We start from the raw sequence: 20,312 nt of genomic DNA on the forward strand, positions 1-20,312 counted from the left end.
GTTGTGCATCAATAAGCCGCGACAATTTTTTAGCAATCTTTAGGCAAATTCTCAGGTTTATCGACAAACAGCAGACAATTCGGCAGCAGACAATTCGACACAACGGTCTTTACTGGATTTATGTGGATGGCAATGCATCCCTACTTGACACCGGGACAAGCTGAAGAGCTATGCTGAACATCGGTCGCAAGTTTGCGCGGAGGGAATCTGTTCATGGATTTCATCGAGAGTTGGTTTGGTATTTCCCCTGACGGCGGCGACGGATCGACCGAAGCTCTCTACATACTTGCCGTTGTCGCAATATTGGCGCTCGCATTCCACAAGCACATCGTGCAGTTCGCGCGCGGTTTCTTCGCGCGGAAATAGCCCGCGTACCGTTCGAGCCCAGCTTTATTCGTCTGACCAGAGTACAAACGGCACCAGTCGTCTGACACGCCAATTCACTGTTGCCGCGCGAATCCCGTTGTTATCAGAGCGTTGCCCTGCGTTAGCTTCAGAGGGGAAGTCGATGCGAGGAATAGCGGCAATCCTGCGAGCACTGTTCTCCGCCTGGATTCCGGCACTGATCGAGATGGCTCGCCGTTTCTGTCGCCGGTGGCGGCTAGGGGGCGACCGCCGGGTCGACCAGAAAGGGTCCCGGGCGCATTGCGTACCGATCGATCACCCTGCTTTCTGCCGGCCTGACCCGCTGATCTACGATCAGTATTACCTGATCGGCCTTGGTCTCGCGGTCACCTGGGATAATCCCGATATCGAGCTACGCCAGGGTGGTGTGCCCGTTCCCGCCGGCAGGTTGCAGGCGGACACCGACTACGAGGTGCGGGTTCGCGTCTGGAACGCCTCCCCGGATGCCGTCGTCGTCAAGATGCCGGTCCATCTGTCCTATCTGTCGTTTGGCATCGGAACCGTGTCGAATCCGATAGCCACCAGGCCGGTCTCGGTCGGGGTGATCGGATCCGCCAGCCAGCCTGGGTTCGTCTCCTTCGACTGGCATACGCCGCGGCAAGCAGGTCACTATTGCCTGCAAGCTTTGCTCGACCCGGCCGATGACGCCAATTTCGCCAACAATCTCGGGCAAGAAAATACCGATGTCGGACTGGCCCAGTCGCCAGCAACATTTCAATTCGAGTTGCGCAACGCTACCCGTCGGCCGCATCGGTACCGGTTCACCGTCGATGCCTACACCATTCCGCCGCTCGGCCCCTGTCGCGACGACCGGCAGCCAACGGAAGAGACCGCCAAGGCGGAGCAAAAGCGCCGGTTGGCGGCACACTTGCCGTCAGCTCATCCCCTGCCGCCGGGCTGGAAGGTCGAGATTTCGCCTGACCTGCCGTCGCTGGCGCCGGGCGAACAGGTGACGATCACGGCGGTCGCTACGCCGCCGGACGGCTGGACCGGCCGGCAAGCCCTCAATCTGAATGCGTTTGACGAGGGTGACCGCGCCAGCGGCGGCGTCACCTTGACCGTCCTCAGCAGCTTGGAGCCGTGATGGCCACCGACGACAAATCCTGGACCAAGTGCACGACCGCCGACGAGGTGATTTCGGTCAACCAGTACATCAGCGCGGCGATTACCAGCGGCATATTCGCAGCCGTGATGGTCGTGGTGGTGGTCGCGATGGGCGAGCCGTGGTGCATACCGATCGCGCTGGTGGTGACTGAGATTGTGTGGATTCTCGCTTATTGCGACTGGTGGCTCAACAAACGGCTGGTTTGCCTGGGCGAGCCGGTGAGTATCGTCGGCATGGTCATCAGCATCGAGCCGCCGTCGGAAAAGACCTGGCCAGGAAGCCTGGACTCCGACTACAGCCTCAATTTGCTGCTGCCGAACAACCCGGTGGGCGTCTCCCAGGCCGTTGCCGCCGCCAGTGCCCCGTTCGGCTATCTGATGGCCGAAAACGCAATCACCTCCTCGCACGGCTTTCTGTTCACGGGGAACCCGGCGGAGGACAAGGTGACCGGAGTAAAGTCAGAGGCGCTGCATGTGGAGTTAGAAGGGGCATCGATCCATGACCTGCAGACCGTCAACATCCTCGCCCTAGCCGCGGCATTGATTGCGCTGGCGGTATGCATGTCGGGCGTCGGCGCGGTCGTTGCCTACGTGCTGGCGCTTCTCGCCTTGCTCGCCTCGCTGCTCGGCGCGGCCTTCAGCAGTTCGGACACCGCCAGTCCGAGCGATGCCGGCTTGCCGAGCATCGAGACCAACAAGGGCGACGGAACCGGAGCGACAATCCTGGGGGTGACCGGCCGGTGGGTCTATGATGCCGGACACATCCACGACAGCTTTCATGAAGGCCACAACGAACTGCATCCGGTCCAGCAGGCCCAGATTCTGGGACGGCCATGGGACGGCGACTGGCCCGACGATATCGACGAAATCGTTCGGGGCTACCAGGACGGCTACGCGCAGTCTCAGGATCCGCTCACCAAGGCGCAACAGGCCCGGCCCCGCTCCCGGTGGTCGGTCCATCCCTATGTTGACGGCTGCAACGACACCGTCCGGCCAGATCAGCCTCCGCACTAAGCCAGTCAGGCTGTTGGACACGATAGTTCGAATCCCGATACCGCGCTGGTTTACTCGGCCCTTGAGAATCCTTCAGCCTTCGGCAACATGGCGGCGAGGCTGAGAGCATGAGGATGAGCAAGGTCATTTCCGCCGCATCACGGCGTTCGCCGCGCAAGACACCGATGGCGCTGACCGAGGCGCTGGTCGCCCGCACCTTGCGTGCGGTCGAGGATGCCGGGCCGACGCCGGGCATGGTCTACATGACCGATGCCGATTACGCGCGCATTCGCGACGAGGTGCTGGCCGGCGCGCCGGGCGGGCCGGTGAAGCTGTTCGCCTATGGCTCGCTTCTGTGGAAGCCGGCCGGCGAGGTCAGGGGTGGCGAACGGGCCGTGGCGACGGGCTGGCACCGTTCGTTCTGTTTTACAGTGCAGCGCTTCAGGGGCACGATCGAGCAGCCCGGCCTGATGATGGCGCTCGACCGCGGCGGCCAATGCCAGGGCATGGTGTTCGAGATCGCCGAGCCGGTAGCGGCCAATCTCGAAACGCTGCTGCGCCGCGAGATGACCATCCTGCCGGCCGTCAACGTGCCGCGCTGGCTGCAGGTCAGGACAGGCGACGGCATGTGCCAAGCGCTTGGTTTCGTTGTCGATCCCGCCAATCCACGCTACGCTGGCAAGCTCGAAAAGCGAGCGATAGCCGCGACCCTGGCCACGGCCGTCGGCCATTGGGGTTCGGGCGCCGAATATCTGTTCGAGACCATTCGCCATCTCGACACCTGCGGCATCCGCGACCGCAATCTCTGGCAGTTGCAGGAACTTGTGGCCGAGGAGATCGGTCGGGCGCTGCGATCGGGCTTCATTCGTCCCTGAGCCAGACCAGCATCTCGTCGGGCTCCCGGGCGAAATCGATGTTGTGCAGGTCGACGAGATGTCCCGCGCGCTCGCCGATGGCAGCATCGAGCATCGTGTGTCCTTCCTTCGGTTCTATGCCAGTGTGTTCGCCCATGCGCCGACAAAGGGCGGCAGCATGATGCACGTCTGCTGCTCGACAGCCTCGTTGCGCAGCCGCTCGGCGAGGGTATCGACTTCCACCTCGGCGGCGGTTGCGGTACCGACTGCCTCGGCCATCGGCAACAGGCTGCGCAACGTGCCGGCAATGTAGTCGTAGATCGGCGAGTCGGGTCCGCTGCCGGCGAGGCCGGCGGAGTTCATCCGCGGCGCCGGCAGCCCTGCGCCGGCGAACACCATGGGCAGCCTGCCACCCATGTCGACCTCGAAACCCGCGCGCTCGATCGTGTCGATGATCCAGCCGCGGCATTTGCCGAACAGCGGCGCCTCTGGAAAACTGCGGGTGAGCGGCATCGCCATTTCCTGGACGGCGACGATGCCGCCAGGCCGCAGGAAACCGGCAAGCCTGCGCAGGGTTGCGGCCGGGTCGGGCAGATACATCAGGACAAGCCTGCCGATCACCGCATCGAAGCTCCCGTCGGGCGAGAATGTATCAAGCTCGGCCGTCGTGAAACGTGTCCAGTAACACTGGCCGGATTCAGTGGCGCGCCGCTCGGCAATGTCCACAGCCTCTGCCGAGCGATCGACACCAAGCACGCTTCCCGCCGGTCCGACCAGCCTTCCGGCCAGCAAGGAGACATCACCTACGCCGCAGCCAATGTCGAGCACGCGCATGCCGGGTCCTATGCCCGCACTGCGCAGGACATGCTCGGTAAGGTCGTGAATGAGCGCTCCCTGCAGCTCCAGGCGCTTGAATTCGCTTTGCGTGTAACCCAACGCATAGGGACGCGGATCCATGGGGCTCTGATCACGGCCGGTCTTCGGCGCATGTTCGGCAAGCAGATTGTACATGTTTGACTCCATGATCGATTTATCCGGGATTTGTGACCGCTGGGCAGCCTGATGACCGCCCGGGGCCCGACCGTCACCATCGGAGATCGGTGCTACAACGTGATTTCCGGAATCGGGAATTGCGTTACGACTGAAACAGGCGCCGTGCCTGGGGTACCGCGCAAGCGGAGAACCACCCTGCGCCCGGCGTTCGGACGCCACTATGATTTCGGCGCCCGCGGAACGAACACGATATGCGGCGTCTTCGGCGGACGACCGGGCGGCACATAGTCCGGAACCGGCGTATCGTCTGCCGGGAGCGAAAGCACATATCGGTGGATGGCGCGCAGGTCGGGCTCGCTCATGGCACGCAGGTTGAACCATGGCATGGGCGGGCGCGTCTCGATCGTGCGCGCGAACTGTACCCAGTCGTCCTCGTCCATGGTCCGCAAAAATTGGCGAAGATTGGTCGGGTAAGTCGTACCCCACGGCCCGTTGAAGCCGAGCGAATCGCCGATCAGCCATCGATCCTGCGGAACGTTGCCGGCCTTCTCCAGGTACCCTGGCGTGTGGCAGTCGTTGCAGCCGCCGATTTTCACCAGGTATCGACCGTGCTCGATCGAAGCGGTCGCGGACGCCGCGCCGACCTCACCCTGGTTGAGCGTTGCGGCGGTGAATGCTGCGGCCAGGCCAAGGGCGGCAATTGCGATGAGAGCTCTTCGTGTCATCAGCTTCTCCGCTGCTATTTGATGCCGACGATCATCGAGTGAGGCCCGGCGAGATGCTCGCAGCGGACCTCCGCAAAGCCCGCCTCCCGCATCCAGCCCATGCCGTCGGCGCGCGTGTAGTCGAACCCGCCATTGGTGTTGACCAGCATGTTGAGGCTCATCAGCAGACCCGCAGCGTTGTCCCGTCGCTCGTCATCGATGATCTGGTCGTAGACGATGAGCACGCCTTGCTTCGGCAGCGCGGAATGGGCCTTTGCCAGCAGCGCGCGCTTCACCTCCAGGTTCCAGTCGTGCAGGATATGACCCATCACCAGCACGTCGGCGGAAGGCAGCGGCTCGGCAAGGAAGTCGCCGGGATAAAACCGAAGCCGGTCTGCAAGTGCGTGCCGCTCCACATAGGCCTCGAACACCGGCCGCATCGGCGGCAGGTCGAAACCGCCGCCGGTGAGATGCGGATGGGCGCGGCCGACCTCGACCGGAAGCCTGCCTTCGGCTGTGCCGATATCGATGAAGGTACAATAGTCGGCCCAGGGAAAATGCCGGGCGAGCGCCTCCGCCACCTGGAGGCTGCCGCCGGTCATCGCCTGCGCGAACATCTCCACCTTGTCCGGGTCCGAAAACAGCATGTCGAACAGATCCTCGCCGCCCTGGGTGCCGTTTTGCGGTTTGCCCGTCCTGAGCGCGTCGGTGAGCGAGCCCCAGTTCGCGTAAAGCAGCTGACCGGCCCTGGCGAGCATCCCGCCAACATAGGTCGACTTGTTGCGGTCAAGGTAGCGGTCAGTCACGGGCGTGTTGCAGTAGACGTTGCCCTCGCGCTCAAGCATGCGCAGCGCAACCAGTGCGTCGAAGAAATCCTGCGCTCCCCGCTCATGCAGCCCGAGCCGGTTTCTCAGCGTTTCCCCTTCGAGGGGTCCGGCCGCCAACTCCGTGAAAAGGTCAAGTTCGACGGCGCTCAGCAACGTCTTCGATGCCCAGAAGCCGAGGCCGAGTTGCATAAGGCTTTCGGGCGACAGTTCTGCGACGTCATTCGCCTGTTTCGTTACCTCGGTGATGTTTGCGTCCATAAGATTTCTCCTTCCTCAAGAGACCATGACCTCCCAAAAAACCGGTTCCCGGTTTTTCGGGATCATGGTCTGGGCGCGGGAGGACCATCGACTGGCCCGGCTACGGGTCGATTTCAGCCAGCTGGGATTTTGGTTACGGCTGTAACGAAGAAATCCGGCCGGCCGTGATCAGCCTGAATGCAGATGGCGGGCAAGACATTGTGCGACGGCGGCCGACAGCAGCGGCTTCTTGATGACTTCGCTTATGCCGGCCGCCGTCAGTTGGCGCGACCGCAGCTGACGGCCGTAACCGGTCATCAGCACGACCGGAAGGTCGGGCCGGATCTTGTGCAACCGGCCGGAGAATTCGATCCCTGTGATGTCGGGCATGACCTCGTCCGTCAGCACCAGGTCGAAGCGTTCCGGATCGGCGCGGAATGCGCTGAGAGCCGCGGGGCTGCGGTCGAACCCGACCGGCTCGTAGCCGAGCGCGGCGAGCATTTCCTCCGCAAGTTGCATCAGCGGCGTGTCGTCGTCGACGACGAGGATCGTCTCGCCGTTGCCATGCTTGACCGGCACCTCGGCGGCGTCGCTCTCGTCCTCGTTCTGGGTTGCTTCGGCGGCCTCGATCCGCGGAAAATAGATCTCGAAGGTCGTGCCTTCGCCGGGCTTGCTGTTCACGTCGACCGCGCCTCTGTGCGCTATGACGATGCCGTGCACCGTCGACAGGCCGAGCCCGGTGCCTTGCCCTGCCGGCTTGGTCGTGAAGAACGGCTCGAAGATACGCTCGAGCGTCGCCTGATCCATGCCGCTGCCGGTGTCCCTGACGGCAAGGCGGAGGTAGCGCCCGGCAGGCAGGTTGCCGTGCGATAGCATCCGCGCCTCGACGAATTCCGTCGTGTCGAGACCGATTTCCAATGCGCCGCGGTTGTTCATCGCCTGCGCCGCGTTGGTGCCGAGGTTCATCACCACCTGCTGAAGCTCGGTCGGATCGCCCATCATCGCCGCATCCGCGGCTGCAAGACGCGTCTGCACTGAAAGCGTGGCGGGGAACGAGGCGCGCAGCAGGTCGATCGCTTCGGCAACCACGGCTTCCGCCCGCAGCGCGTGATGCTGCCGCTCGTGACGACGGCCGAAGGCGAGGATCTGCTCGGTGACGTCCTGCGCCCGCCTGCCGGCCTGCATGATCTGCTGGACGTAGCGCCGCGCGCGCGACTCCTTCAGCAGCACCGCCAGCGCCATCTCGCTGTAACCAAGGACGGCACCGAGGATGTTGTTGAACTCGTGCGCTATGCCGCCGGCGAGCGTCCCGATCGCTTCCAGCCGTTGCGACTGATTGAGCCGCGCCTGCAGTGCCTCACGCTCGCGTTCGTTGTGCTCGCGCACGATGGCATTGGCGAAAATCTCGGCCGCGGTGCGCAGCAGTGCAATGTCGTCGTCGGCCCAATGCTTTTCGTGCGTGACGGTATCGAGAGCCAGAAAACCCAACCGCTCGCCGGCATGCCACATCGGTATGCACAGCCACGATCGAAACTGGTGTGCCTGCAGCGATGCCTTCTCCCGCCCCTCGGGAAGCTCGCCGACGCGGGGAACGTCGATGCAGCCCTGCCGCTCGTGGTCGGCCAGCGTCCAGCGTGAAGCCAGCTCGATCATGTCCTTCGACAGGCGGGCCGGCCTGCTCCCGCCCGGACGGCGATAGAAGTAGCCGCCGGAAGGATCGGCGATGTGGCTGACGAAAATCTGGGCGCCGTCGAGCCCCGCATGTTCGACCAGGCGCGCGAGGCCCTTGCTGATGCCGGCGCGGATGCGGTCACGCGGCAGATTGATGAACTGCGTGGAGATCGAGGCGATCAGGCCCTCGAATTCCAGCCGCTCGCGCAGGATCCGCGCGTTGCGGCGCAGGCGGGCGAACAGGTAGGCGACATAGCCGACGAGGCCCAACGCGGCGACATAAAGCAGCGTCTGGAACAGTTCGGCCCGCGCCGCGGCCCGCCCATGCGCACCGAGATAGACGTCCTGCAGCGCGCGAGCCCGCTCGCTCGTCGGCGCGGTCTGCAGGCGGGCGACGAGATCGTCGACCGCCGGAAGCCTGGTGACGATAAGCCGGCCGTGGGAGACGAGCGAGAGTACATCGCTTGCAGGCACGGCATCGACGGAGGGCCTTGCCAGCCGGTCGAGTGCGGCGTTTACTGCTTTTGCCGCATCCGGCTGGGGATCGCTGATAAACCGCGACATTGCGACCATCAGGGCTCCTATCTCGACCGCTCGAAGGCCGTCACCCTCGCTCGTGAGACGACCGCTCATATAGTTGAAAAAGTTCAGCGAGTTCTGCAGCAGCGCGTTATCGGACTTGAACCTCTCGACGAGCGCTTCCTCGTCGCGGATCGCGGCGATGACTTCGGCGATCCGCTTGTCGATGTCCGCCCGTGTTTCGCCGCTTGCTGCGTCGCGGGCAGCCGGCAGCGTCTGCGTCGCCTCATCCAGGTTCTCGATCGACCGCACAAGCGGATCGTAGCTGCGCAGCAGTCCCGCGCGTGCCCTTAAAACATCGCGTTGGAGTGCGGCGTTATAGAGGATGACCGTCCTGAGCGCATCGAGCGTGCGCTCGTGGCGCGCCGCATCGGGAGCCGTGCCCTGCACCAGGAGGTAGGTCAGGGCGATGAGCAGGCAGGCAACGATCGGCGCCAGGATGCGTAGCGACTTCATTGCTGCAGACGATCGGCTGCGCTGGTCAACGGCCGGCCGCGATACTCGCCCGTCAGTGTCCCGAGGAATTCGACGATGAGATCGGCATCGCGCTGGTCGAGCTCCCGGCCGAGTTGGTTGCGCGCCATGATCTTCACCGCGTCTGCGAGCGATGCGGTGCGGCCATCGTGAAAATACGGCGCCGTCACCGCGACGTTGCGCAGGCTGGGAACGCGGAACACATGGCGGTCGCTCTCGGCGCCGGTAACGGCGAAGCGGCCGAGATCCGCCTTGGTCAGGGTCTTCTGGCGAGCGAAGGGATCCTGGAAGATGCCGAATTTCTGAAACAGATTGCCGCCTACGTTGGCGCCCTGGTGGCAGGCGACGCAGCCATACGCTTTGAACAGTTGATAGCCGTGCTCTTCGTCGGTCGTGATGGCGTCGCGTTCGCCCTTGAGATAGCGGTCGAAACGGGCATCGGGCGTGATCAGCGACCGTTGAAAGACAACAAGCGCATCGAGCACGCTTGTCCGGTCGGGAATGGCGCCGTAGACCCTCGCGAACCGCTGCGAATACTCGGCATTCGAGCGCAGCTTGGTCAGCAATTCCTCCCAGCTCGTATTCATCAGCCTGTCATCGAGCAGGGCTGCCTCGTTCTGCTCCTCGAAAGTGCGGAAATTGCCGCGCCAGTTCAGCCGAAAATCGAGCGCCGCGTTGAAGACGGTCGGCGTGTTGAAATCGAGCGGCTTGCCATCCGCCGCCACGGAACGGGCCAGACCGTCGTCGCCGCTGAAATCGAGCCTGTGACAGGAACTGCAAGCGACGACATCGCCATGCGAAAGGCGGGCATCGTTGAACAGGCTCTCGCCAAGCGCGATCTTCGCCCGGTCGGAGGGGCCGCTGGCCGTGATCGGTGCAATCGGCTCGCCCATCGGCGGGCCCGGCTGATTGCTCTGGGCCAACGCAAAAGGTGCCGCCATTGCCAGGCAAAGCGGAACAAAAAGCCCCGCCCGAACCTTACCAATCTGCTGATGTGCCATCGAGCGAGCCTGTGGCAGGGTGTGCGATCACGTAGATCATCGGCGTTCACCAATAAATCGCCGAAAATCGACGTTTAATAAAGCAACGGCTCGGTCATGAGTTCCATGCTTGCGGACGGTGCGAGATGTCAGCCGAACAAAACATTCGCCACGAACAGCAGTCGAAAGGCAGTATCGAGCAGCCAGCGGCGCCGAAGCATATCCTTGTCGTCGACGACGACCCCGAAATTCGCGATATGCTCACCAATTACCTGGAGAGCCAAAACTTCAGGGTTAGCGCGGTCGCCGACAGCCGGGCCATGTCGCGCGTCCTCAATGAAAAGCCCGTAGACCTGATGATCCTCGACATGCGGCTTGCCGATGAGGACGGGTTCGACATCATGCGGCAACTCGGCAGTCCGCCGGAAGCGCCCATCATCATCATCACCGGCCACAGGTGCGACGAGGTGGATCGCGTCGTCGGCCTGGAACTCGGCGCCGACGACTACATCACCAAGCCCTTCGGCCTCAGGGAGCTGCTGGCGCGCATTCGCGCCGTGCTGCGGCGATCGCGGTCGACGCAGCCGCAGCCGCGCGGCAAGAAACCCATACGCTATCGTTTTGCCGGCTGGGAGCTCGACATGCGGATGCGGCGCCTGAGGTCGGCGGCGGGCGAGGCGACGCCGCTGACCGCCGGCGAGTTCAACCTGCTGGCAGCCTTCCTGAAATCGCCGCAGCAGATCCTGAGCCGCGAGCAGCTTCTCGCTGCCAGCCGCGTGCACGACGAAGAGGTGTTCGACCGCAGCATCGACGTGCAGATATTGCGGCTGCGCCGCAAGCTCGAGGTCAATCCGAGCGAGCCGAAGCTCATTGTTACGGAGCGTGGCGCCGGCTACATATTCGCGACTGCGGTCGAGGTACTTTGAGCCGCTGCCGCGCCCAGCCTACTCCGCGCTTCTGAGCCAGACCAGCATCTCGCCGGGATCGCGGTTGTCCCAGGCAAAGTACGGCACGGCGGTGATTTTCGCGCCCTCGAGCGCCGGCGGTTCGGTGCGGTAGAGCCCCTCTTCCCAGTTTTCGAAAGCCTCCTTTTTGGCAATCGCCGAAAGTGTCACAACGCCGCCCAGAAGGTTCGGCTGCTGATGCGCCTCGATGTCGGCCGTGCGCGGCAGAGCGATGCGGTGCAGCTGGCTGGAATTGTCGGTCTCCTCGACGCAATAGATCAGCGGTCCGCGCGCCAGTGCGACGCGGCCGATATCCTGCCGCACCTGCGGGTTGGCGTAGAGGCGGTCGACGGCCATTTCGAGGTCGAGCTCGACGCGGTCGCCCTTGCGCCATTCGCGGCGGATCGCGGCATAGCCGTCGCTGCTGACAGCAGCCAGATCGACATCTGCGCCGTTGACCTTGAGCGCTGCCTTGCGGCACCAGGCCGGCAGGCGCAGGTGCAAAGTGAACGCGGTCGGAGCTTCCGGTTCGACGGAGATCGAGACCGCGCCGTCCCAGGGATAATTGCTGGTCTGGGTGAGCTCTATCTGCGTCCCAGAAATATCGAAACGAGCCGTGCCGTTTCCATATAGATGGACGGCGAGTGCGTCGTCCGACAGGCCGTAGAAATAGCTGCCGATCGAGGCGACCATGCGCCCGACATTGGGCGGGCAGCACGGGCAGCGGTGCCACTTCCAGCGGTGGTGGGCGCCGCGGCTTTCGAGCGGATTCTCGTAGAAGAACAGCGAGCCGTCGAGCGACAGGCCGGAGATCGAACCGTTGTAGAGCGCCCGCTCCATGATGTCGGTGTAGCGCGCATTGGGGCCCATGCCGAGCATGCGGCTTGCCCAGAACACCAGGCCGACCGAAGCACAGGTTTCGGCATAGGCGGTGTCGTTGGGCAGGTCGTAATCGGCGGTAAAGCCCTCGTTGTGCGACGACGGCCCGAGGCCGCCGGTGACGTAGAGGTTCTTGGTCATGAGGTCGTCCCACAGCCGGTCGAGCGCCACCCGCAGCGTGTCGTCGCCATATTCGGTGGCGATGTCGGCCATGCCCGAATAGAGATACATCGCCCGCACCGCATGGCCGACGACCTTGTCCTGCTCGCGCACCGGTTTGTGCGACTGGTTGTATTCGTAGGTCTTGAAATGATAGGCCTTGGGGTCGGCGCCGCGGGCGCGCGCCTCCTCGTCGAAATAATGCGGCTGCTGTCCCCGCTGATCGATGAAATATTTGGCAAGCTCCATGTATTTGCGCTCGCCCGTCACCCGCGCCAGCTTGACCAGCGCCAGCTCGATCTCCTCATGGCCGCAATAGCCCTTCTTCTTGCCGGGCTCGGGACCGAACGTCTCGGCGATATGATCGACGTAGCGGCACATGATGTCGAGCAGCTTGCGTTTCCCCGTGGCCTGGTAGTAGGCGACGGCGCCTTCGATCAGGTGGCCGGCGCAATAGAGCTCGTGGCAATCGCGCAGATTGGTCCAGCGCAGGCCGGGCTGGATGCGCTGGTACCAGCTCGACAGATAGCCGTCGGGCTGCTGCAGCTTTCCATACATGTCGATGACGGCATCGATCTTCTTCTCGAGCTCGTCGTTGCGGCGGCGATAGAGCGAATAGGCGGCGGTCTCGATGGTCTTGCCCCAATCGGAGTCCCAGAACATCTGCGTCGTCACCGTCGATCCGGTGAACTCGTTGCCGGCGGTGGCCGCCTCGTCCGGCGACGGTGAGTGGAACGGGATGACGACGCCGGGCGACGGCCGGTCGGGGTCGATCTGCTCGAGCATGCGCGCCTCGACGCAGCGGTCGTAGAGGATGCCGGCGGTCTTTGAGGCGACGGCATCGACGCGGTCGCCCCAGAAGCCGCGCACATCGACCTGCGGCACCGGCAGCGGGCGGAAGGCGAGTTTCGGCTTGGCGCCCTGACTGGCGGATTGCGATGCGGTCATCAATTTACTCCGGTTCGGTTCGGTTGGTCACTTCACGGCCCCTGCCATCAGGCCGCGGATGTAGAAGCGCTGCAGCAGCAGGAAGAGCACCAGGCACGGCACCATCATCACGGTGACGCCGGCCTGCACGGCGCCCCAGTCGATCGCGCCGAAGCGGCCGGACTGCAGCGCGGTCATCATGATCGGCAGCGTGAATTTCGACTGGTCGGTCATCAGCACCAGCGCCGCCAGAAACTCGTTCCAGGCGCCGAGGAAGGCGAACAGCGCGATCGTGACGATGCCCGGCCAGACCAGCGGCAGCATCACCCTCAAGAGCATGGTGACATTGTTGGCGCCGTCCATGCGCGCGGCTTCCTCGATCTCGCGCGGCACCGCGTCGAAGGCGTTGCGCATCATGAAGATCGAGAATGGCAGCTGCAGCGTGACGTAGACGCAGACCAGCCCGGTCAGCGTGTTGTGCAGGCCGATTTTTGTCAGCACCAGGAAGATCGGCGTCAGGATCGACTGGAACGGGATCATGATCGTCGACAGGATGACGACGAACAGCAGGTTCTTCAGCGGAAAGCGGAAGCGCGAGAAACCGTAGCCGGCGAGTACGCTGACGATCACCGACAGCACCACCGTCATGACAGAGACATAGATGCTGTTTTGCGCCGGCAGCCAGAGGCCGTCGCCGAAGGTGTTGAGCGTGGCGTAGTTCTCGAGCGAGATGCCGCTGGTCGGCCACGGCGGCAGCGGCGGCTGGCGCGCCTCCTGCGCCGGCTTGAAGGCCGAAAGCACCGTCCAGGCGATCGGCGCCAGGAACAGTATCGACGCGATGATGCCGGTCGAGTGCTCGGCGATCTGCATGCCGATGCGGCGTTTGCGGCTGCGGGCCTGCGCCATCAGTCGACCCCCTCGGGATTGCGCAGCAGTCGCAGCTGGATCAGGCTTAGCGCCACCAGGATGACCAGCAGGACCATCGAAAGTGCGGCGCCATAGCCGAGCTTGAACGACACGAAGGACTGGTTGAAGATCCAGTAGACGGCGGTCAGCGTCTGATTGCGCGGGCCGCCGCGCAGGATGATGTAGAACTGGTCGAAGGCGAGGATCGAGCCGGCGACCGACAGGATCAGCGCCAGCGCCAGCGTGCGGCGCATCAAGGGCAAGGTAATCGCCCGGAACCGCGCGAATGGCCCTGCCCCGTCGATCATCGCCGCTTCCTGCAGGTCCGGCGGGATCGATTGCAGGCCGGTCATCAGGATGATCATGGTGAAGCCCGCCACCTTCCACACGACCATGGCGATGATCGACCAGAAGGCCGGCTGGAAGGTCGCCAGCAGGTTGAATTTCTTCTCGGTCAGGCCGAGCTCGAAGGCGGCCGGGCTGAACAGGCCGGAATCGACATTGAGCAGCCATGACCACAAAAGGCTCGCCGAGGCGAAGCCGATAACCGCCGGCATGAAGAAGGACGTCCGGTAGAAGCCGGTCAGCTGCCGCGGCCTTTCGATGAACAGCGCCAGCGGAAAGGCGACGGCGAAGATCGCGATCGTCACCACCACCGTGTAGTAGCCGGTGAACTTCAGCGCGTTCCAGAAACGGGTATCGCGCAGGATCGCCCAGTAATTGTCGAGCCCGATAAAGCTGTGCGCGCCCATCAGCGGCCAGTTGTGCAGCGACATCCAGGCGGTCATGCAAAGCGGCACGATGAAGAAGACGACGACCAGGGCGACGGCCGGCGCGACATAGAGCAGGCCGATCCACTGCCGGCGGCCGGCGCCGACCAGTTTGTATGCGCGCGCTGGCGCGGCGGTGGTTGCTGTGATGGTGGTCATCGCTGGCCTTCTCCTTCTCCCCTTGTGGGAGAAGGTGGATCGGCGCGAAGCGCCGAGACGGATGAGGGGTGTTGGAAGGAATGCCGTCCGAGCCAAGCTGGAGCACCCCTCATCCGTCGCCTTCGGCGACACCTTCTCCCACAAGGGGAGAAGGGGGAGCCAACGTTGCGACGGCGTACTGTGATGGTGCTCATGCCTGTTGTTCCATTGGCGCTACGTCCCCCTCCCCCTTGAGGGGAGGGTCCGGTCGAAGGCCGGGGGTGGGGTCCTCCGCGAAGCGCGCCGACATCAAAAGAGCGTCGAGCACTGCCGCGATGACCCCACCCGGACCTGCGGTCCGACCTCCCCTCAAGGGGGAGGTGGAGCCGGCGCCTTACTTCTGCGGCGCCGAATCGATGATCGACTGCATGGTCTCTTGTGCGTTTGATATGGCGCCGTCGACGTCTTCGCCGAAGAAGACCTCGTTCATCATCTGGTTCCACGGACCGTTGGCCGAGTTGATCAGGTCATTGAACACCACCGAATAGGGCGTGCGGCCCTTGGCCATGGCTTCGGCGGCAACCTTGTAGCGCGGGTCGAGTTCCTTCAGCGCCTCATTGGCGATGTCGCCGCGCACCGGCAGGCTGCCGTATTTCGCCAAAATGGTCTGGCCCTCGAGCGAATAGGCGAAGTCGAGGAACTCCTTCACCACCGCCACCTTGGTGGTGCCCTTGGTGACGACGAAATTGTCGCCGCCGGCAAACGACGACCAGCCGCCATCCTTGCCAGGCAGGAAGGTGATGCCGTAGTCGATGTCGGGATATTGCGTGTTGAGCGCGCCGATGGCGAAGGCGCCGGACGGCGAGATGCCGATATTGCCGGTGGCGAAGGCGGCAAAGAAGTTGGAGCCGGTGTCGGTCTGCGCGCCTGAAGGCACGAGGTCCTTCTTGACCATCGAACGGTAGAGGTCGATGGCGCCGCGCATCTGCGGCGTGTCCAGCGTCGCCTTCGAGCCGTCCTCGGTCAGGATGTCGCCGCCCGAGGCCCAGATCAGCGGCGTGAAGGTGAAGATGTTGCAGCCGCCGCAATTGCCGGAGAAGTAGAAGCCCTTGATGTCGCCGCCGAGCGCATTGACCTTTTCGGCGTCGGCTTCGATCTCGGCCCAGTTGGTCGGGCCCTTTTCCGGGTCGAGGCCGGCCTGCTTGAACAGCTTCTTGTTCCAGATCAGCACCGAGGAATCCGCCGAGAACGGCAGCCCGTAGATGCGGCCCTTATAGGTGCCGGTCTTGACATGCGCCGGCGACAGGCTGGCGAAATAGGGCAGCGATTTCGCCCAGTCGGTGATGTCTTCGAGCTGGCCGGCGGCGGCGAAGGACGGCGTGTAGATCAGGTCGAGCGACAGCGCATCGGGCGCCGTGCCGCCAGCGGCGGCAGCGCCGTATTTCGGGATGATTTCGGCGTTGGGGATGATGTCGAGCTTGATCTGGTTCTGATGCCCCTTGTTGAAGGCATCGACGACGCGCGGCATGAAGTTCGAGCCGTCGGCGCGAACCCAGATGTTGGCGGTGTCGGCGGCGGCCGAGCCGGCTGTCGCCAGGGTGCCCAAAATGCTCGCGGCGATGGCGAGCCCGGTAATGGTGGTTCTCATGCTTCTCCTCCACATGGTTTTAATTTAGCGTTTTAATTTAGCCGCGCCCCCAAGCGGGTGACTATCGACACGGCCCGTTTCGTTCAGCCGTCCGGCGGACGGCCGCATGACTGACGCACCACCAGCCGGCACGGCAGTTTTCTGATGCCCGGCAAAGCGGGTTCGCCGCCGACGAGCGAAAGCAGGGCAAGGCCGGCCTCGCGCCCGAGCGCGGCCAGGTTCATGTCGACGGAGGTCAGCGGCGGGCGGGTTGCCTCGGCGACGATCTGCCAGTTGTCGAAGCCGATGACGCCGACCTCGTCCGGCACGCCGATACCGCGCTCGCGCAAGGCGTCGATGACGCCGCGCGCGATCTGGTCGTTGCCGCAAAACACCGCATCGGGCTTTTCGCGCGTACCGTCGAAACCCTCGCCGTCGAACAGCTTCTTGACCGCCTCGTGGCCCCAGGCCTCCGACCACGGGCCGAGCAGCGGCTCCATGACCGGCAGGCCGTTCTCGGCCAGCACCGCGCGATAAGCCTCGGCGCGGGCATGCACCACGGCAAAGCTTGCGGGACCGCTGACATGGGCGATGCGCCGCCGCCCGAGCCGGCAAAAATGCTCGACCGCCAGCCGCGCGCCGCCGGCATCGTCGGAGACGAACGCGATGGCGCCGGGATCGGGCTCGGTGAATGCGTAGATCGCCGGAATGCCGAGATTGGCGAGGTCGACCGGCAGGTGGCGGTCGATGCGCTTGCCGGTGGCGATGATGCCGTCGACGCGCTTGTCGAGCATGGCATCGACATGCAGCTGGGCAAGGCGCGGGTCGTCCTCGACATTGCACAGGAACACCGAGACGCCGGCATCGACCAGCGCATCGGAAACGCCGGCCATCAGCGGCAGCGAAAAGCGGCCATAGGTGTCGTTGGTCAAAAGCCCGACGGTAAAGGAGCGCCGCCTGAGCAGGCTCTGCGCCAGGCTGTTCGGGCGAAAGCCAAGCCGCTGCGCCGTCTCGCGAATACGGGTCCGCGTCTCGGCCGTCATCCGCCCCTGCCCGTTCAGCGCCTTTGAGGCCGTGGCCACGCTGACGCCGGCGAGCGCCGCCACCTCACGCAGGGTGACGGGCTGCTTGGCAGAAACAGGCGTTGGCTGCGCGTCGGACGCCATGATTTGGATATCGATCCTCCCATTTGAGAAAAGCTTTTCTCTTACCGGCCTGCGAGGCGCTGAATGGTGAAGTCAGCGGATGCCGGCAGAGTTGGGAAAAGGTTTTCTCAAAAGGAAGATTAGGGGAAGGATGCAAGGATGGCAAGAGGGAATGGCCTGGTTACAGGCATGTTCGGCAGTCAACTACGACTCGCTGCCCTGGGTCCAGGATCTGCCATGGCGGCCCGAAGGAAAGAGGGCGAGCACCTTTGGCGTGCATTGCCGTTCAGCGGGCACCGCGATGGAATAATCGCGGTGCCGCAGTCTACCCGCAGAGCTAGCAGTTCTCAGTCTGTGGATCGCACGCCTTGTTTTTCTGTTTCTGTGGCTTGGGCTTGACCGCCTGCTCGGGCTCGGCCTGCTGCTGCTCGGCCGCTGGCTGCTCCTTGGCCTTCCGCTTCTCAGGCTTGGCAGCCTGCTCCGGCTCAGCCTGCTGCTGCTCGGCAGCGGGCTGCTTCTTGGCCTTCCGCTTCTCAGGCTTGGCCGTCTGTTCGGGCTCGGCCTGCTGCTGCTCGGCGGCGGGCTGCTTCTTGGTCTTCGGCTTCTCAGGCTTGGCCGTCTGTTCGGGCTCAGCCTGCTGCTGCTCGGCGGCGGGTTGCTCCTTGGCCTTCGACTTCTCAGGCTTGGCCGCCTTGCCGGGCTCGGCCTGCTGCTGCTCGGTGGCCGGCTGCTCCTTGGCCTTCGGCTTCTCAGGCTTGGCGGTTTCTTCGGGCTTGGCCTGCTCGGTCGTTGCAGCGCCTTCGGTCGGCTTCGATTTCCGGCCAGCCTGAACCTGCTTCACCTCTTCGATGTCCTTGAGCTTAGCTGGTTTGGCCTTAGGGTCGGCTTTCACCTCGCCCTCAAAGACAGCGACCGTATCGTTTTCCAGTTTGCCGGACTGCTCGGGCGCGTCGGTCTTGCTGACCTTGACGGCAGTCACCTTCTGGTTCGTCTCCTTTTCGATCACATCGACATCAATGACTTTGTTGATCACCACGTTGTTCTGGATCGTCACGTCGCCGGCCGGTTCGGCCGCCTCGACAATGCGCACAAACTCCGGCTCATCACGAATAACGACCACAGAAATGTCCGCGGCAAGGAATTCGCGGGTGGGGACCACAACCCAGTAATAATCCGGCGTCGTGTCGAAGGTCACCTCGATTGAAATCAAATCCGGATCGCGGCGGGGCGGCAGCGGCGCCCAAATGATGTGCTCTCTGTCACGACGCCAACTCACCCATGCTGGCGCCCAGCGAGTGCCCGGAACCCAGTACCAGCCGATATCGTCGGCATAGCCCCACCGGCCGTAATGGTACGTCGCCCAGCCGAATGGCTCGTCGGACACCCAGAGCCAGCCATACTGCTCGGTATAGACCCAGTGTCCAAGCGTATACGGACGCCAATCGTCAGGCACATCAACCGGCACGAAAACGGTCGCTCCGTGATACGAGACCCAATCACCATAGGAAGACAGGTCTTCGTAGAACGTGCTGATCGAAACGGTGGTGGCAGCCCTTGCCTCGGACAAAAGCGACAATGGCGCAATTGGGTTGGGAATCTCGACGACCGTGAGCAGGCAGGCGGTTACGCCGCCCAGCATCAGTCGCACCGCATTTTGGGCAAGGACGCGTTTCATCGTAATCTTCCTCCGAAACAGATCGCCCTTCATCGTACAAACCCGCCGGCTGCCGGATTGTTCCACTTTGCTGACGTTACCCGCATCCCCTCCCGCAGCGGCTTGGCATCGCACGATGATATTTGGGATCAGAGTTGCTTCATGAGGGCGGTGACCGTCACAAATGCGCGCCGAAGGCGCGGCGATAGATCGTTGGTCAGCGGGCCCGACGGTAAGGGAGCCGCCGCAACAGGCTCTGCGCCAAGCTGTTCGGGCTAAGGCCAAGCCGCTGCGCCGTCTCGCGAATACGCGTCCGCGTCTCGGCGGTCATCCGCCCCTGCCCGTTGAGGGCTTTTGAGGCAGTGGCGACGCTGACGCCGGCGAGTGCCGCCACCTCGCGGAGGGTGACCGTGGTCTTGGCAGGCGTAATTTGGATATCGGTCTTCCCATTGGGACTGCGGGATGCTGAGTGGTGAGGTCAGCGGGTGCGGGTGGGCCACTAGAGCCCCCGATGATGCGATGTCCGGCAGATGAGGGGCTCATCACTCTTGATATCACGATGCAACAGCAGCTAGGACCGGCCCTATTTGTTACGAATGGTATCGATGTCGGATTGATCGCCCCGGCCTCGTCGTTCCAGAAAATGAAGGAGCAACGATATGTCTGAAAAGGAAGTCTTGTCTGTCATCCGGGGCCAGGAAGACGCAACTGCCAAGGGGGACGCCCGCGGCAACGTCGATGCCATGGACCCGGATGTCGTGGTTTTTGATCTGCCGCCGCCGCTTGCCTATCGAGGCGAACAGGCACGCGACATCGAAGGGATAAATGCTTGGTTTGCAACTTGGCGCAACGGCGTCACCGTTCACATGGCTGACCCGCAGCTCATAATCGACGGCGATCTTGCAGTGGCCTTCGGCCTGTCGCGCATGACTGGCATTAAGACCGATGGCACAAAGGTCGACTCCTGGAGCCGGCGAACCATCGTGCTAAGGCGCGTCGCCGGTTCTTGGAAAATCATCCACGAACATGCCAGCTTCCCTATGGCAATGGACGGAAGTGGGCGCGCTGTGACGGATCTCTTGCCGTAGTTCCGGAACGCCTAACGTCCTCAACAGGGATGTCGTATTTCACGCGGCAAGGGTTCGTAGGTGAACGGTCGATTTGGCGGCCCGTTGCTGACAGTCAGCCTTTCGGCCGGAAGCGGCCAATCGCCAAGTATAGACAAGTATAGAAATGACCCAACACCGGCCGCCCTTCGCGAGTGTGCTCCACCCATTGCCCTAGCGAATAGCGGCCTGACCGCCGCAGCCACGACCCGCGCAAGCCCTCCTGAACCCCAGCT

17 protein-coding genes and 1 pseudogene are annotated in these 20,312 nt (G+C 63.5%); 6 read left to right on the top strand and 12 right to left on the bottom strand.

Annotation, left to right across the window (positions count from 1 at the left end; translation table 11 throughout):
- Positions 1-213: 213 nt before the first annotated feature.
- The 4 genes from NKH59_RS25340 to NKH59_RS25355 all read left to right on the top strand — a co-directional run bounded on the left by NKH59_RS25340 (position 214) and on the right by NKH59_RS25355 (position 3,377).
- Complete coding sequence (locus tag NKH59_RS25340; protein WP_352474399.1) at positions 214-366, top strand: hypothetical protein; 153 nt, start codon at positions 214-216, stop codon at positions 364-366.
- Positions 367-508: 142 nt separating this feature from the next.
- The gene (locus NKH59_RS25345; protein ID WP_023674370.1) at positions 509-1,489 is read left to right on the top strand and encodes a hypothetical protein; all 981 of its coding nucleotides are present in this window, start codon (positions 509-511) and stop codon (positions 1,487-1,489) included.
- A complete protein-coding gene (locus NKH59_RS25350) occupies positions 1,489-2,523 on the top strand; it encodes a hypothetical protein (protein WP_352817400.1) in 1,035 nt (344 codons plus the stop codon). The genes NKH59_RS25345 and NKH59_RS25350 overlap by 1 nt, the downstream gene beginning before the upstream one ends.
- A 113-nt stretch (positions 2,524-2,636) precedes the next feature.
- Positions 2,637-3,377, top strand: a complete 741-nt coding sequence (locus NKH59_RS25355; protein ID WP_352746985.1) for a gamma-glutamylcyclotransferase — start codon at positions 2,637-2,639, stop codon at positions 3,375-3,377.
- A gap of 114 nt (positions 3,378-3,491) precedes the next feature.
- Here the strand turns inward: NKH59_RS25355 and NKH59_RS25360 are convergent, their stop codons facing one another.
- The 5 genes from NKH59_RS25360 to NKH59_RS25380 all read right to left on the bottom strand — a co-directional run bounded on the left by NKH59_RS25360 (position 3,492) and on the right by NKH59_RS25380 (position 9,734).
- Complete coding sequence (locus NKH59_RS25360) at positions 3,492-4,379, bottom strand: class I SAM-dependent methyltransferase (RefSeq protein ID WP_352474404.1); 888 nt, start codon at positions 4,377-4,379, stop codon at positions 3,492-3,494.
- A 188-nt stretch (positions 4,380-4,567) separates the two neighbouring features.
- Positions 4,568-5,074: a hypothetical protein gene (locus tag NKH59_RS25365; RefSeq protein WP_352474406.1), complete on the bottom strand. Its 507-nt coding sequence runs from the start codon at positions 5,072-5,074 to the stop codon at positions 4,568-4,570.
- A gap of 14 nt (positions 5,075-5,088) precedes the next feature.
- Positions 5,089-6,138: a methyltransferase gene (locus tag NKH59_RS25370; RefSeq protein ID WP_353023442.1), complete on the bottom strand. Its 1,050-nt coding sequence runs from the start codon at positions 6,136-6,138 to the stop codon at positions 5,089-5,091.
- Between the two features lie 168 nt (positions 6,139-6,306).
- Positions 6,307-8,823 (bottom strand): two-component system VirA-like sensor kinase, encoded by a 2,517-nt coding sequence (locus NKH59_RS25375; protein WP_353023443.1) that lies wholly within the window; start codon positions 8,821-8,823, stop codon positions 6,307-6,309.
- Positions 8,820-9,734 (bottom strand): cytochrome-c peroxidase, encoded by a 915-nt coding sequence (locus NKH59_RS25380; RefSeq protein WP_352474410.1) that lies wholly within the window; start codon positions 9,732-9,734, stop codon positions 8,820-8,822. The genes NKH59_RS25375 and NKH59_RS25380 overlap by 4 nt, the downstream gene beginning before the upstream one ends.
- Before the next feature lie 233 nt (positions 9,735-9,967).
- Between NKH59_RS25380 and NKH59_RS25385 the strand changes: the two genes are divergently transcribed.
- Positions 9,968-10,747, top strand: coding sequence for a response regulator (locus NKH59_RS25385; protein ID WP_352474411.1), 780 nt, complete (start codon positions 9,968-9,970; stop codon positions 10,745-10,747).
- 18 nt (positions 10,748-10,765) lie between these two features.
- Here NKH59_RS25385 and NKH59_RS25390 read toward each other — a convergent pair whose 3' ends face one another.
- The 7 genes and pseudogenes from NKH59_RS25390 to NKH59_RS25420 form a co-directional block, all read right to left on the bottom strand.
- Positions 10,766-12,751 carry a glycoside hydrolase family 127 protein gene (locus NKH59_RS25390; protein WP_353023445.1) on the bottom strand — a complete coding sequence of 662 codons (1,986 nt, stop codon included), beginning with the start codon at positions 12,749-12,751 and terminating at the stop codon, positions 10,766-10,768.
- A 27-nt stretch (positions 12,752-12,778) separates the two neighbouring features.
- The gene (locus tag NKH59_RS25395) at positions 12,779-13,636 is read right to left on the bottom strand and encodes a carbohydrate ABC transporter permease (RefSeq protein ID WP_254817449.1); all 858 of its coding nucleotides are present in this window, start codon (positions 13,634-13,636) and stop codon (positions 12,779-12,781) included.
- Positions 13,636-14,565, bottom strand: a complete 930-nt coding sequence (locus NKH59_RS25400) for a carbohydrate ABC transporter permease (RefSeq protein WP_352452309.1) — start codon at positions 14,563-14,565, stop codon at positions 13,636-13,638. Before NKH59_RS25400 ends, NKH59_RS25395 begins: the two co-directional genes overlap by 1 nt.
- 373 nt (positions 14,566-14,938) lie before the next feature.
- Entirely contained in the window at positions 14,939-16,192 is a 1,254-nt protein-coding gene (locus NKH59_RS25405) for an ABC transporter substrate-binding protein (protein WP_352474414.1), read from the bottom strand.
- 83 nt (positions 16,193-16,275) lie between these two features.
- Positions 16,276-17,337, bottom strand: a complete 1,062-nt coding sequence (locus NKH59_RS25410) for a LacI family DNA-binding transcriptional regulator (RefSeq protein WP_352474416.1) — start codon at positions 17,335-17,337, stop codon at positions 16,276-16,278.
- A gap of 316 nt (positions 17,338-17,653) precedes the next feature.
- The gene (locus tag NKH59_RS25415; protein ID WP_353023447.1) at positions 17,654-19,024 is read right to left on the bottom strand and encodes a DUF6600 domain-containing protein; all 1,371 of its coding nucleotides are present in this window, start codon (positions 19,022-19,024) and stop codon (positions 17,654-17,656) included.
- Between the two features lie 187 nt (positions 19,025-19,211).
- Positions 19,212-19,406: pseudogene (locus tag NKH59_RS25420) on the bottom strand (LacI family DNA-binding transcriptional regulator); the annotation flags it as partial.
- A 223-nt stretch (positions 19,407-19,629) separates the two neighbouring features.
- Between NKH59_RS25420 and NKH59_RS25425 the strand changes: the two are divergent.
- Positions 19,630-20,058, top strand: a complete 429-nt coding sequence (locus NKH59_RS25425) for a YybH family protein (RefSeq protein ID WP_352474419.1) — start codon at positions 19,630-19,632, stop codon at positions 20,056-20,058.
- Positions 20,059-20,312 lie beyond the last annotated feature (254 nt).

Origin of the sequence: Mesorhizobium sp. M0998, assembly GCF_040318885.1 — a bacterium.
In the GTDB taxonomy this organism is placed as follows: domain Bacteria; phylum Pseudomonadota; class Alphaproteobacteria; order Rhizobiales; family Rhizobiaceae; genus Mesorhizobium.